The 13,447-nt window shown below is 74.3% G+C and carries 11 protein-coding genes; 6 read left to right on the top strand and 5 right to left on the bottom strand.

The features are described 5' to 3' along the window. Positions 1-340 precede the first annotated feature (340 nt). Both ACZ4VA_RS24815 and ACZ4VA_RS24810 read left to right on the top strand, forming a co-directional pair. On the top strand, positions 341-1,387 hold the full coding sequence (locus ACZ4VA_RS24815; RefSeq protein WP_468082531.1) for a hypothetical protein: 1,047 nt from the start codon (positions 341-343) through the stop codon (positions 1,385-1,387). A 156-nt stretch (positions 1,388-1,543) separates the two neighbouring features. Then, a complete protein-coding gene (locus tag ACZ4VA_RS24810) occupies positions 1,544-2,170 on the top strand; it encodes an HAD family hydrolase (protein WP_355792638.1) in 627 nt (208 codons plus the stop codon). A gap of 58 nt (positions 2,171-2,228) precedes the next feature. Here ACZ4VA_RS24810 and ACZ4VA_RS24805 read toward each other — a convergent pair whose 3' ends face one another. Then, positions 2,229-2,480, bottom strand: coding sequence for a hypothetical protein (locus tag ACZ4VA_RS24805; RefSeq protein ID WP_355792641.1), 252 nt, complete (start codon positions 2,478-2,480; stop codon positions 2,229-2,231). Between the two features lie 197 nt (positions 2,481-2,677). On the opposite strand from ACZ4VA_RS24805, the gene ACZ4VA_RS24800 reads away from it, so the two are divergent. Beyond that, positions 2,678-3,061 (top strand): cold-shock protein, encoded by a 384-nt coding sequence (locus ACZ4VA_RS24800; protein WP_121402260.1) that lies wholly within the window; start codon positions 2,678-2,680, stop codon positions 3,059-3,061. Positions 3,062-3,080: 19 nt separating this feature from the next. Here the strand turns inward: ACZ4VA_RS24800 and ACZ4VA_RS24795 are convergent, their stop codons facing one another. The 4 genes from ACZ4VA_RS24795 to ACZ4VA_RS24780 form a co-directional block, all read right to left on the bottom strand. Continuing rightward, positions 3,081-3,956, bottom strand: coding sequence for a 1,4-dihydroxy-6-naphthoate synthase (locus ACZ4VA_RS24795; RefSeq protein ID WP_355792645.1), 876 nt, complete (start codon positions 3,954-3,956; stop codon positions 3,081-3,083). Further along, a complete protein-coding gene (locus ACZ4VA_RS24790; RefSeq protein ID WP_388905020.1) occupies positions 3,940-4,731 on the bottom strand; it encodes a futalosine hydrolase in 792 nt (263 codons plus the stop codon). The genes ACZ4VA_RS24795 and ACZ4VA_RS24790 overlap by 17 nt, the downstream gene beginning before the upstream one ends. Further along, positions 4,701-5,177, bottom strand: a complete 477-nt coding sequence (locus tag ACZ4VA_RS24785; protein WP_356239280.1) for a DUF2771 domain-containing protein — start codon at positions 5,175-5,177, stop codon at positions 4,701-4,703. The genes ACZ4VA_RS24790 and ACZ4VA_RS24785 overlap by 31 nt, the downstream gene beginning before the upstream one ends. A 430-nt stretch (positions 5,178-5,607) precedes the next feature. Further along, positions 5,608-7,032: an MFS transporter gene (locus ACZ4VA_RS24780; RefSeq protein ID WP_355791927.1), complete on the bottom strand. Its 1,425-nt coding sequence runs from the start codon at positions 7,030-7,032 to the stop codon at positions 5,608-5,610. A 399-nt stretch (positions 7,033-7,431) separates the two neighbouring features. Between ACZ4VA_RS24780 and ACZ4VA_RS24775 the strand changes: the two genes are divergently transcribed. From ACZ4VA_RS24775 to ACZ4VA_RS24765, 3 genes are all read left to right on the top strand, one after another. Then, positions 7,432-8,355 (top strand): DUF3027 domain-containing protein, encoded by a 924-nt coding sequence (locus tag ACZ4VA_RS24775; protein ID WP_355791929.1) that lies wholly within the window; start codon positions 7,432-7,434, stop codon positions 8,353-8,355. A 772-nt stretch (positions 8,356-9,127) separates the two neighbouring features. After that, positions 9,128-12,280, top strand: a complete 3,153-nt coding sequence (locus ACZ4VA_RS24770; RefSeq protein ID WP_468082530.1) for a sacsin N-terminal ATP-binding-like domain-containing protein — start codon at positions 9,128-9,130, stop codon at positions 12,278-12,280. A gap of 219 nt (positions 12,281-12,499) precedes the next feature. Beyond that, positions 12,500-13,429, top strand: a complete 930-nt coding sequence (locus ACZ4VA_RS24765) for a hypothetical protein (RefSeq protein WP_355779940.1) — start codon at positions 12,500-12,502, stop codon at positions 13,427-13,429. Positions 13,430-13,447: the final 18 nt, after the last annotated feature.

Here is a 13,447-nt window from a genome sequence, read left to right as displayed (position 1 = left end):
GCCCGCCACCGGGCACCCCGAACCCCCTCCCGCACCCGCGTGGCGCCCCGGCGACCGGCGCGCCACCCCACCACGAGGACGACGGGGACGGCCCCTTCCCGGCGCCGAGCGCACCGCGAGGGGACGACGGGGACGGCGGCTTCCCGGCGGCGAGAGCACCGGGACGGGACGGCGGGGACGGCCTCTCCCCGGCGGCGAGCGCACCGCGAGGGGACGGCGGGGACGGCGGCTTCCCGGCGGCGAGCGCACGGCGACGGGACGCGAACAGGCGGCCGAGGCGGCACACCCGGTACCGTCGGGTGCGCGGGACACACAACGCACGCGCCCCGGAGGGGACTTCGTGGGGATCGAGAGCGACCAGCTCGTCTTCGACTATTTGAGCCGGGTCGGAGACCTGGCCCAGCAGCGCCAACTGCCGTCCGCGACACGGATGCGGCTGGTCTCCGAGCTGCGCGCCGAGATCGACCGGCGCCGCGCCAAGGCCCCCGTCGACAGCCCGGCCTCCGTCCGCCGCATCCTCACCCGCCTCGGCTCCCCCGACGACGTCGTCGCCACCGCCGCCGACACCACACCCGGCGCGAGCACCCCGCCCGACGGCCCCGAGACCCGCGCCGCCGTCCCCGTCCAGCGCACCCGCGACCGCCGGGACCGCCCGGCGGACGACCGCCCCCGGGGCCTGCGCCGCGCCGTCCCACGGCCGCGCCCCGCGGAACCCGAACCCGCGCAGTCGCCCCGCGACATCCCCTCCCCACCCCACCTCGCCGGCACCCACGAACTCGGCGACACCGCCGACCAGCCGGACTGGTGGCGCGTGGACGCCAACACCTTCGGCCCCGGCGAGAGCGTCCCCGGATTCGTCGGCGGAGTCGAGATCCCCGAGATACTCAAACCCCCGCCCCGCGAACCGGAACCCCCCGCCGCCGGCACACCCCCCGCCGTACCCGCCCAGGCCCCCGCCCCGACAGGCGAGACCGTCGAAGCCGCCCCCGCCCGCCGCCGACGACTGCTGCCCCGCCTCGGCGGCGCCCGGCTCGGCGCCCGGCCCGGCGGCGGCCGGAGCAACCCGCTCCTGCTGCTCGCCGCCGCCCTTCTCGTCGCGGGCGCCGCCCTCGGCAACTGGATCGCCCTCGGCCTCGGCTGGCTCATCGCCTACACCTCACGCCGCCTCACCCCCGCCGAGGCCAAGTGGGCGGCCCTGGTGCTCCCCGGGCTCGCCGCCACCGCCGGACTCGTCTGGCTGTGGGGCCGTACCGAGGGTCGTTGGGGCGACCCCGTCGCCGAGGGCCACCTGAGCGACGCGATGGCCGAGACCTGGCCCTGGGTCGTCCGCGGCGCCGCCGTCGCCTCGGCCCTCTACCTCACCTGGCGCTCCCGCCGCCCCCGCTAGGTCCTGCCGTCCGGATCAGGCCGACCCGATCCAGCCGACCCGATCCGAACGACCACCCCCGGACGTCACAACCGGCCCGGCCGGCCCAGCCCTCCTGAGGCCCGGACGAGCCGGCCGGCGGGACATCCGGCGGCCCGGTCCGGAGGGCTCGGCACAATGGCCCGTATGACTTCGCGCGCGCCGACCGTCGGCTTCGACCTCGACATGACCCTGATCGACTCCCGCCCCGGCATCCACGCCTGCTACCGGGCGCTTTCCGCGCGGACCGGGGCGTACATCGACTGCGACCTGGTCGTCACCCGGCTCGGCCCGCCGCTGGAGGACGAACTGGCGAACTGGTTCCCGGCCGAAGAGGTCGCCGCCATGGCAGACCTCTACCGGGAGATGTACCCCACACACGCCATCACCGGTTCCCTCGCGATGCCCGGCGCCCGGGAGGCCGTCGAGGCGGTGCGCTCGGCGGGTGGCCGCGCCGTCGTCGTCACCGCCAAGTGGGAGCCCAACGCCAAACTCCACCTGGAGCACCTGCGCATCGACGCCGACGCGGTGGTGGGCAACCTCTGGGCCGAGCAGAAGGCCGCCGCGCTGCGTGAGCACGGGGCGAGCGTCTACGTCGGCGACCACACCGGCGACATCCGGGGCGCCCGCCGGGCGGACGCGTACTCCGTGGCCGTCGCCACCGGCCCCTGCGACGCGGCGGAGCTGACCGCGGCAGGAGCGGACGTCGTCCTCGCCGACCTCACCGAGTTCCCGGCATGGCTGAGGGGCCACACCGCCGGCTGAGCGGGCGGCCCGGCGGCGGGTTCGCGCCGCGTTCCGCCGGGAACCCGGGGCGTCCCCGCTACGACCGGGAGGCGCGCGCCCTTCGGCGGCCCGCCGCCAGCGACTGGAACACCCCGGCTCCGGCCAGCAGGAAGCCGACGCCCATCAGCATGCTCAGACCGAACATGTACGTCGGAAAAGGCGTCGTGTCGAGCAGCAGCGGGGCCACCGTGACCAGAGTGGCCACCGCCCCGACGAAGAAGACGACGGCACCGGCACGGATCAGCCAGTCACCGGGCTCCGCGGAATTCGGTTGGGTTTTGTCACGCACCCGACCAGGGTAGTTCCCAGCGCGAAGGAACCATCCGGCGACGTCTTGTCACCGGCTCCCGGACCATTAGCCTTGGTACCGGCGGGTCCGACGACCCGCTGTAGTGCTATCCGGGGCAGTTTCCGGGCAGTTGCCCGCGCAGTTGTCACCGGTGATTTTCCGTGCAGTTCCCGACGAGTACGAGGACGAGGACAGACGTGCCAACGGGCAAGGTCAAGTGGTTCAACAGTGAGAAGGGCTTCGGCTTTCTCTCCCGCGACGACGGCGGCGACGTCTTCGTCCATTCCTCGGTCCTGCCCGCCGGAGTCGATGCTCTCAAGCCGGGTCAGCGCGTGGAGTTCGGCGTCGTCGCCGGCCAGCGCGGCGACCAGGCGCTCTCGGTGACGATCCTGGACCCCACCCCCTCCGTCGCGGCCGCACAGCGCCGCAAGCCGGACGAACTGGCCTCCATCGTCCAGGACCTGACGACCCTCCTGGAGAACATCACGCCGATGCTGGAGAAGGGCCGCTACCCCGACAAGGCCTCCGGTCACAAGATCGCCGGTCTGCTGCGGGCGGTCGCCGACCAGCTCGACGTCTAGCCGACCGCAAGCCGCCGTTTCAGGGGAAGTTCAGCGCGTCCGGGCCGAGGGGCGGTACCAGTCCCTCGGCCGCCGCGCGGGTGAGCAGCCCGCGGACCGCGGCGTAGCCGTCCTCGCCCAGATCCGCCGTGAACTCGTTGACGTACAGGCCGATGTGCTGGTCCGCGACGGCCGGGTCCATCTCCTGGGCGTGTTCCAGGACGTAGCCGCGGGAGGCCTCCGGGTCGTCCCAGGCGGCGCGGACCGAGGCGCGGGCCGACTCGGCGAGACGCTTGAGCCGCTCCTCGCCCAGTGACCGCTTGGCGATGATCGCGCCCAGCGGGATCGGCAGACCCGTGGTCCGCTCCCAGTGCTCGCCCATGTCGGCGAGCTTGTGCAGCCCGTAGTTCCCGTACGTGAAGCGGGCCTCGTGGATGACCAGTCCCGCGTCGACCCGTCCGTCCCGTACGGCCGGCATGATCTCGTGGAACGGCATGACGACGATCTCGCCGACCCCGTCGGGCAGCGTGTCCGCGGCCCACAGGCGGAACAGCAGGTACGCCGTCGAGCGCTCGCTGGGTACGGCGACCGTGCGGCCGGTGAGGTCCGCCCCCGGCTCGCGGGTCAGCACCAGCGGGCCGCAGCCCCGTCCGAGCGCGCCGCCGCAGGGCAGCAGCGCGTACTCGTCGAGCACGTAGGGCAGCACGGCGTACGACACCTTGAGCACGTCGGACTCGCCGCGTTCGGCCATGCCGTTGGTGATGTCGATGTCCGCGAAGGTCACGTCGAGCGGCGGCGCGTCCGGGACGCGGCCGTGGGCCCAGGCGTCGAAGACGAAGGTGTCGTTGGGGCAGGGCGAGTACGCGATCCGCACGGGCGCGGCGGACGCGGTGGCTGCTTCAGTGGCTGCGGTCATGTCGGTTCCAACTCTCCAGTACGGGCGCGAGCTTCCCGAAGGCCTCCGTGAGGGCGGCGAGGGCGTCCCCGATGCGCCAGGCGGCGCGGTCGCGCGGGCCGACGGGGTTGGAGACCGCGCGGATCTCCAGCACGGGCACGCCGTGCAGGGCGGCCGCCTCGGCGACGCCGAAGCCCTCCATCGCCTCGGCGAGGGCGTGGGGGTGACGGTCGCGCAGTTCAGCGGCGCGGGCGGCCGTGCCGGTGACCGTGGAGACGGTGAGGACCGTCCCGAGGGCCGCTCCGGTGGCCGCGGCGAGGTCTCGTACGAGTGATCTCGGGGGGTGGTGGGTGACGGTTCCGAAGCCGAGGGCGGTGACGGGGACGAAGCCGTCGGCGGTGTCCGCGCCCAGGTCCGCGGCGGTGATCTCGTCGGCGACGACGAGCGAGCCGACGGGCGCGCCGGGCTGGAAGCCGCCGCCGATGCCCGCGGAGACGACCAGGTCGTACGGGGCTCCGTCGAGGGCGGCCGTGGTGAGCGCGGTGGCGGTGGCGGCCGAGGCGAGGGCGGGGCCGACGCCCGCGGCGAGCAGGTCGTGGCCCGGTGCCCGGCGCAGGGTCACGCCGGGGAGCGGGACGTCGTGCAGGTGTGTGTCCCGGCCCGGGCGTGTGAACGCCCGGGCCACCGCGTCCCGTTCGGCGGGTACCGCGGTGGCCACGAGGACACGCGTGCGAGCCGTGCCCGGGAGTTCGGCGGGGGACGTGATCAGGCGTCCTTCTTCAGCTTGAACGACCACAGGCCGGTCGCGGCCTTCTCGTCGCCCTCGCGGACGGAGATGAGGGTCGAGTCGCCGCTGGCGCCGTACTCGGCGTTGAAGAACACGCTGCCGGGGATCGTGCGGTACGTCTTCTTGCTGGAGTCGGTGAGCGGGCGGCCGTTCATGAGGATCGTCCAGCCCTCGTCGGCGATGTCCGGGTCGACGCCGAACCGGACGGTCTCGTCGGGGTCGACCTTGATCGACTTGATGTCCTTGGACTTCAGGCAGTCCGCAAGCTCGGAGGTCTTGAGGGACTTGCCGTCGTTGTAGCAGTCGGTCTCGGAACTCACCGAGTTCTTGCCCACCGTGACGGTGGCCAGCGGCGTCGGCTTGTCACAGGCGGACAGGGCGAGAAGCCCGGCGGAAACGGCGCCGACAGCGGCGACGGCGCGACGGCGGCGCGCAGAGGAACGCAGGGAGGTCATGGCCGAAGGCTATCGGGCAGGCCCACCGGTCCCCCCACGTGGGGTGCGGCGTGCCGCGGGGTGCGGCCAGGCGGCGGTGCGGGCCTCTCCCGGGGGTGGCGGCGGGGCCGCCTGGTCCTGGGTGGGGCGGGGGCGCGGTGAGGCGGGTGCGGGGGCGTGGTGTCTGGGGGCCTTTGGCCCGGGGGAGGTGAGGTGCGGCGGTGTTCGGCGCTGGCGTGTCCCGGGGCGGTGGCGGCGGGCTGGGGCGGTGTGTCCGGGGTGGGGGCGGTGACGGTGGGCTGGGGCGGTGTGTCCGGGGTGGTCGTGGCGTGGGGGCCGTCGCGTCAGGGGGTGGTGACGGAGTGCGGGGGCTCTGGGGCGGCTGTGGTGGGGGCGGAGGGGCTGTGCGGCCCGGGGTGATGACGGCGGTGTGCGGGGTGGCGTCGTGGGGTCAGGAGAGGCGCTGGCGGGAGCCCGGGTGCCGGGCCGTGCGGAGCAGGCCCCGTACCGTCGTGAGCCAGCCGACGGCGACGATCGTGGCTGCCACGCTGAGCCCGAGGGTGCCGTTCAGCGGCAGCATGATGCCGATCGCCCCGCCGATCACCCACGCCACCTGGAGCAGCGTCTCGGAGCGCGCGAACGCCGACGTACGGACCAGTTCCGGGACGTCCCGCTGGATCAGCGCGTCCAGGGACAGCTTGGCGAGGGCCTGAGCGAAGCCGGCCACCGCGGCCAGGCAGGCCACCAGGACCGCCCCGAAGAACACCGCCGCGGTGATCGCCGCCCCGAGCACGAACGCGACGACGGTCACGATGATGATCTCGGGAGCGCGGGATTTCAGCCAGGCTCCGACCGCCGTGCCCAGCGCGTTGCCCGCGCCCGCCGACACGCCCACGATCCCCAGCGAGACGGCCGCGCTCTCGCCGGTCAGCGGATGCTCGCGCAGCAGGAACGCCAGGAAGAAGATCAGGAACCCGGACAGGCAGCGCAGGGACGCGTTGGCGGCGAGGGCGTGCGTGACGGCCGTACCGACCGTGCGCAGTCCCGGGCGGCGCGTGTCCTTGCGCAGGTGCGGTCCGTGCAGGTGCTGCTCGTCCGCGGCCAGCAGTGCCTTGTCCTCGCCTCTCGCCGAGTCCACCTTGGGCGGCAGCGAGAACGACAGGAACATCCCCGCCACGAAGATCACGAAGGCTCCGTAGAGCGGCCAGCGCGGTCCCACCGCCTGGAGGCCCGCTCCGATCGGCGCGGCGACACCGGTGGCGAGGAGTCCGCCCAGGGTGACCCGGGAGTTCGCCTTCACCAGCGAGAAGCCGGGTGGCAGGAGCCGGGGCACCACGGCGCTGCGCACCACGCCGTACGCCTTCGAGGAGACCAGCACCCCGAGTGCCGCCGGGTACAGCTCGATACCGCCCGTCACCACGGCGCCGGACAGCAGCAGCGCGAGCAGCGCCCGGGCCAGCATCGCGCCCGCCATCGCCGCCCGGCGGCCGTGCGGCAGCCGGTCCAGCAGGGGGCCGATCACCGGCGCGAGCAGTGTGAAGGGGGCCATCGTGATGGCGAGGTAGAGGGCGACGCGGCCACGGGCCTCGTCCGTGGGGACGGAGAAGAACACCGTCGAGGCCAGCGCGACGGTGATCATGACGTCGCCGGCGCCGTTGACCGCGTGCAGTTCGATCAGCTTGCCGAGGCCGGACTCGCCCGCGCCGTGCGCGTGGGTCGCCTTGCGGATTCCCCGTGCCGTGCCGGTCACCGGGAAGTGCAGGGCACGGCCGACCGCGCGGACGGACCCGCTCATCCGGCCCGATCCGCCACTTCGGATACTGCCCCTGGAACCACCGGTACCGGTGGTGCCCTGGGGCGACCTCGCGGCTGCCACCCCGTCATAGTGCCCCGAGAACGGCGAAGGTAGCGCGGTTACCGCGCGTATGGGCCTGTACGGCGGTGTGCGGGAGCTCTCCGCGGGGGCGATATGCGTGGGATGTGGCGGCGCGGGGTGGTGGGGGAGCGGGGTGCGGACGCGCGCCGGGAGCGGCCCGGGGCCAACCCGGCCGCACGCCGGTGTGGGCCCAGGGGCCGGGAGAAGGTAGCGTGCGTAGCGCGCCTGCGGCGGTTGTTCTCGGCCGCGCGCCTCTCGGCCATCCCGCAGAATGGATGGCGTAGGTGCGCCCGAGCGCGATCGGGCGCGGACGTCGACGCGGCCCTTCGGTCCGCTCCGTCCGCTCCCCCGCCGGGTACCGGCGCACCCGTGAGACGGCGTAGGAGAGAAGCGATACCTGTGAGCGCGACAACGCGAAGCCGCACCCCCGACCGTCTGTGCGCCGAGGCCGTGGGTCTCGCCCGTGCCGCCGCCGAGGAGGCCGCCGCACCCGGCGTCGTCGGTGAGCACGTGGGGCTGGTCTCCGAGGGGGACCGCGTTGTCACGCACTTCTTCGAGTGCAAGGAATTCGGTTACCGGGGCTGGCGCTGGGCCGTCACCGTCGCCCGTGCCTCCCGGGCCAAGGTCGTGACCCTCGACGAGACGGTGCTGCTGCCGGGGGCGGACGCGTTGCTCGCGCCCGAGTGGGTGCCGTGGAGCGAGCGGTTGCGGCCCGGGGACATGGGTCCGGGGGACCTGCTGCCCACCGAGGCGGACGACCTGCGGCTGGAGCCCGGGTTCACCGGCGAGGACGAGCCGCTGCCGAACTCCGCCGTGTCGGAGGAGATGGCCGAGCTGGTCGAGGCGGAGGACGCGGAGGTCGCGGGCGAGGGGCCCGCGCGCCTGCCGGTGGCTCCTTCGCGGGGTTCGATCGCCTCCGTGGCGGAGGAGCTGGGGCTGCGGCGGGCGCGGGTGCTGTCGCGGTACGGGCTGCACACCGCGGCGGACCGGTGGGAGGAGGCCTACGGGCCCAAGACGGCGATGGCGCAGGCGGCTCCGGCTGCGTGCGTCAGCTGTGGCTTCCTGAACCGGATCGGGGGCTCGCTCGGTCAGGCGTTCGGGGTGTGTGCGAATGAGTTCTCGCCGGCGGACGGGCGGGTCGTGTCGTTGGCGTACGGGTGTGGGGGGCATTCGGAGGCCGCGGTGATGCCGAAGCCGCCGCGGCCGGCTCCGCCGGTGATCGACGAGACGAGGGTGGACCCCTTCCCGCTGCGGCCGGCCCCTGACTCGGGCTCCGTCCCGGCGACGGAGGACGAGACCTCGGCGGAGCTGGGGCACTCGTAGGTTTCGCCGACGCTTGCTGGGTCCAGTGGGCGTCGGGCGCTGTCGGTTCGGTGGGTGGGGCGGGGCCGTGCCGGTACATCCGGCCGTCGGTAGTTGTTGTGGGCGTCCGTCACCAGCGTTCCTCGGTTGCGTACGTCCCCGTCTCGACGGCCATTTGATGTACCGGCACGGCCCCTTCCGCCGGAGGGCGACTGCGGGCCGTGGGGGCTGAGCCGCGGGGGCTCGGGGCCGGTGGCTCCGGTGCGGGCATACGTGCGGTGAAGGGCGGCGCCCCTCCAGCTGCGGGCAATCGTGCCGCTGGGGCGGCACGGGTGGGCGCAGGCGGTAACCCGTAGGCGCCGGGTTCGCCGTCCCACCCCGACCCCAGTCCAAGCACCGGGTGCTGGATGTACGTGGGGTGAGTGGGCCTTCGTGGGCGGTGCCCTGTGCTCGCCGGGTACGGCGGTTCGGCTGGGGTGCTGGGTGCCCCACGTGGGCGGCCCCGTTGGTGCTGCGCTCGGTGGCTGGGGAGGGGCTTGGCCGGGGCGGGTTGTGCGGGGGACGTGTGGGGGTGGTGTGTCGTGGGGCCGGGGGTTGCTTGGGGGTGTGGGGCCCGGGCAGGGGGCTGGGGCGGCGGGCCGGGGAAAGCCGCGGTCACGGTACCTTCGTGCCGTGGCCGGCCTAGGGCCTGTCCGACAATTCCCGTCGCCGCCCGGAGGGTCGCGAGGCAGACGGGAATTGTCAGACAGGCGCTAGCGCTCGCGGCAGCGCCACACGAGAGGGAGAGTGAACCGTGAGCAAGTTCGTGCGGCCGGCAGCCGAGGGCGCGGACCCGTTCGGGACGGCGCGTCTGCGGCGCGGAGTGCTGGATGCCTGGGCGACCAGCCCGGCCCGGTTCCGGGAGGACGCCAACGCCGAGGAAGACCTGGCCCTCGGCGGCTACCGGGACAGACTCGTCGTCGAGCTCGCGCAGAACGCCGCCGACGCCGCGGCCAGGGCCGGAGTGCCGGGCCGCCTGCGGCTCACCCTCCGGGACGGCGTGCTCGCCGCCGCGAACACCGGCGCCCCGCTCGACGCGACCGGCGTCGAATCGCTCTCCACGCTGCGCGCCTCCGCCAAGCGGGACGCCCGTGACACGGCCGTCGGCCGCTTCGGCGTCGGTTTCGCGGCCGTGCTGGCCGTGACCGACGAGCCCGCCGTCCTCGGCCGGCACGGCGGGGTCCGCTGGTCCCTCGCCGAGGCCCGCGAGCTGGCGGAGGAGACCGCCCGGCACAGCCCCGGTCTGGGTGACGAGATCCGCCGCCGGGACGGCCATGTGCCGCTGCTGCGGCTCCCGTTCGCCGCCGAGGGCTCCGCCCCCGACCCGTACGACACCGTCGTCGTGCTGCCGCTGCGGGACGCCGCCGCCGCGGACCTCGCCGAGCGGCTCCTGCGGGACGTCGACGACGCGCTGCTGCTCGCCCTGCCGGGCCTGGAGGAGGTCGTCGTCGAGTCCGGCGACGGTGAAGTCCGTACGCTGCGGCGCCGCTCCGACGACGACGGGGTCACCGTCGAGGACTCCCGCGACGGCACCACCCGCTGGCGTACCGCCTCCCGGCACGGCGACCTGGAGCCCGCGCTCCTCGCGGACCGTCCCGTCGAGGAGCGGCTGCGTCCGTTCTGGTCGGTGACCTGGGCCGTTCCGGTCGGCGACGACGGCGGTCCGGCCCGACCCCGGACCAGTCCCGTCGTGCACGCCCCGACGCCCAGCGACGAGCCCCTCGGGGTGCCCGCGCTGCTCATCGCCTCCCTGCCGCTGGACACCACCCGGCGGCACGCAGCCCCCGGTCCGCTGACCGCCTTCCTGGTGGAGCGGGCGGCGGACGCCTACGCCGAACTCCTCGCCGCCTGGCGCCCGGTGGGCCCCGGGATCATCGACCTGGTGCCGGGTCCGCTCGGCAAGGGCGAGCTGGACGGGGCCCTGCGGCAGGCGATCCTCGACCGGCTGCCGCGTACCGCCTTCCTGCCGCCCGCGGCCGAGGCGGAGGTCACCGACGCTCCCGCCGACTGGGCCGGTGCCGAGGAGATCACCGCGCCGGCCGTCGCACTGCGCCCCCGGGACGCCGAGGTCGTGGAGGGCGCCGGCGCCGACACCGTCCGCGTGCTCGCCGAGGTGCTGCCCAGCCTGCTGCCGGCCGGACTGGAACGCCGGGTGGAGCTGCGCACGCTGGGCGTGGCCCGGGTGCCGCTCACCGAGGCGGTGGACCGGCTGGCGGGGCTGGAGAAGGAGCCCGGCTGGTGGCGGCGGCTCTACGACAGCCTCGCGGGCGTCGACCCGGACCGGCTCTCGGGGCTTCCCGTGCCGCTCGCGGACGGCCGGACGACCATCGGGCCCCGCCAGGTGCTCCTGCCGTCCGGCGACGGCCCGCAGGCGGCGCCGGAGGCGCTGGCCCGGCTCGGGCTGAAGGTGGCTCACCCAGAGGCCGCGCATCCGCTGCTGGAGAAGCTCGGCGCGCTGCCCGCCACACCGCGCGCCGTGCTCACGACCCCGCAGGTGCGGGCCGCCGTGGCCGCGTCGCTGGACGACGAGGGGGGCTGGGACCAGGAGGGCCCGGACGCCGAGGAGCTCGCCGAGACGGTGCTGGCGCTGGTGCGCGACGCCGCCCTCGATCCCGGCGAGGAGCCGTGGCTGGGCGCCCTCGCCCTGCCCGACGAGGACGGCGAACTCGCCCCCGCCGGTGAACTGGTGCTGCCCGGCAGCCCGTTCGCGCAGGTCATGCGTGAGGGGGAACTCGCGCACGTTGACGCCGAGTTCGCCGAGCGCTGGGGGGAGCAGCCGCTGGCCGCGTGCGGGGTGCTCGCCGGTTTCGCCCTGGTGCGTGCCACCGACGTCGTCCTGGACCCGGACGAACTGGAGCCGCGTGACGGCGACTTCGCGGAGCCGGACGACGCCGGGCTGCTGGACGCCGTGGACGTGTGGTGCGAGGACGTCCTGGACCAGTTGCCGGACACGCCGGTGCCGCCCGTCGCCACGGAGATCGTCGCCGTACGGGATCTGGACCTGGTGGACGACGAGCGCTGGCCGCAGGCGCTGGCGATGCTGTCGCAGCCGCCGTTGCGGGACGCGCTGACCCAGCCGGTGCGCGTCCTGCTGCCGGACGGCACCCACGAGATCGTCCGGCCGTACACCGCCTGGTGGCTGCGCGGGCACCCGGTGCTCGACGGGCGCCGTCCCGCGGGGCTGCGGGCGGCTGGCGGCGACCCGCTGCTGCACGGGCTGTACGACGAGGCGGACGCGAGCGGGTTCGAGGACGAGCAGGTCCTGCGGGCCCTGGGCGTACGGACGTCGGTGGCCGCCCTGCTGGACGAGCCGGGCGGCGCGGCCGAGCTGCTCGACCGGCTGGCCGACCCCGCGCGCGAGGTGTCGGCGGCCCAGCTGCACGCCCTGTACGGGGCCCTGGCCGAGCTGGACCCGGAGAAGGTGACCCTGCCGGAGGAGCTGCGGGCCGTGGTCGACGGGCGGGTGGCGGTCGTGGACGCGGCGGACGCCGTGGTCGTCGACTCGCCCGATCTGCTGCCCTTCACGGCCGGCGTGCCGCTGCTTCCGGTGCGGCCGGCGCGGGCCGCCGAGCTCGCCGAGCTGTTCCAGGTGCGGCGGCTGAGCGAGTCGGTGACCGGCGAGGTGACGTCGGAGGGCGTCGAGCACGAGGTGCCGGAGCCGGTGCGGGTGCTGCTTGGCCCTTCGGTCCCGGCGACGTACGTCGAGCACGAGGAGCTGGTGGTCGACGGCACCGAACTGGACTGGCGCCGCACCCGGGACGGCGTGCTGCACGCGTCCACCCTGGAGGGTGTCGCGGCCGGACTCGCCTGGGCGGCCCGGCAGTGGCCGCGCCGCTTCGAGGTCGCCGCGCTGCTCGAAGACCCGTCCCGCACGGACGAGTTGGCCCGCGACCGCTGGTTCGACTGAGCGTCCGGCGGGCGGGGCGGCACGACGACGGTCGTGCCGCCCCGCCCGCCGTCGGGGCCGCTTTCTGTGATCTTGGTAATGCGCGCACAAAAACTTCACCCGGCGTACAACCATTCGCCGCCCCCGCGAATCTGATCACCGGAGTCAACAGACTCTCACCGACGTGGGCCCCGCGTGATGACGACAACCGCAGGGCCCCTTTCTCCACATGGGGAACGCATGCGCATACGAGCCACCGTGGCCGCCGTCTCCGGCGCCCTGGCCCTCTCCGCCCTCGCCGTGCCCGCAGCACAGGCGAGCGGCCCCTCGTTCGACCACGACGACCTGCTGAAGGCCACGCAGGTCGCGCGCCAGGCCGACTCCGGCAACGCCGCGTACACCGGGTCCACCGGCGAGGACGGCGAGCCGTACACCCTCGACCTCTCGTTCTCCGACGTGAAGGTCAACGGCGGCAAGCCGATCGTCGCCGGCACCAGCAAGCAGGTCACCGCGCCGGTCACCTACACCGTCACGCACGGCGCCGACGTCGACATCACCGCCGACGACTTCCTGATGGACGTCGAGATCTACCGCGGCTCCTACGACGACCCGACCAACGTCCTGGTCGGCGACGACTGGCCGTACTGCACCGCGACGTCCACCACCACCGCCACCTGCACGGGCACCATCGACATCTACCCGGACGTCGAGCTGACCAACTCCGACGCCGCCACCTGGAAGGCCATCGGCTACGCCGTCGCCTTCAACGGCGTGAACCCGGACGACGAGAACGCCGACTGGAGCAAGGTCGGCTACGTGGACCAGGACGCCCTGACCACCACGAAGCTCCAGCGCTACTCCAAGCTCACCGTCAACGCCTCTCCGGAGCCGGTCAAGAAGGGCCGGACCATCACGGTCACCGGTGCCCTGACCCGCGCCAACTGGGAGACGCACACGTACAAGGGCTACACCAGCCAGTCCGTGCAGCTGCAGTTCCGCAAGAAGGGCACGGACACCTACAACACCGTCAAGTCGGTGACCTCGTCCTCCACGGGCAGCCTGAAGACGACCGTCACCGCCGCCACCGACGGCTACTTCCGCTACAGCTTCGCGGGCACCTCGACCACCCCGGCCGTCAAGGCCACCGGTGACTTCGTCGACGTGCAGTAATTCCCGTCTCCCGTAAGG

Source organism: Streptomyces sp. NPDC028308, assembly GCF_055565855.1.
The sequence above is the reverse complement of the archived record's forward strand: the minus strand, read 5'-3'. Positions and strand labels throughout refer to the sequence as shown.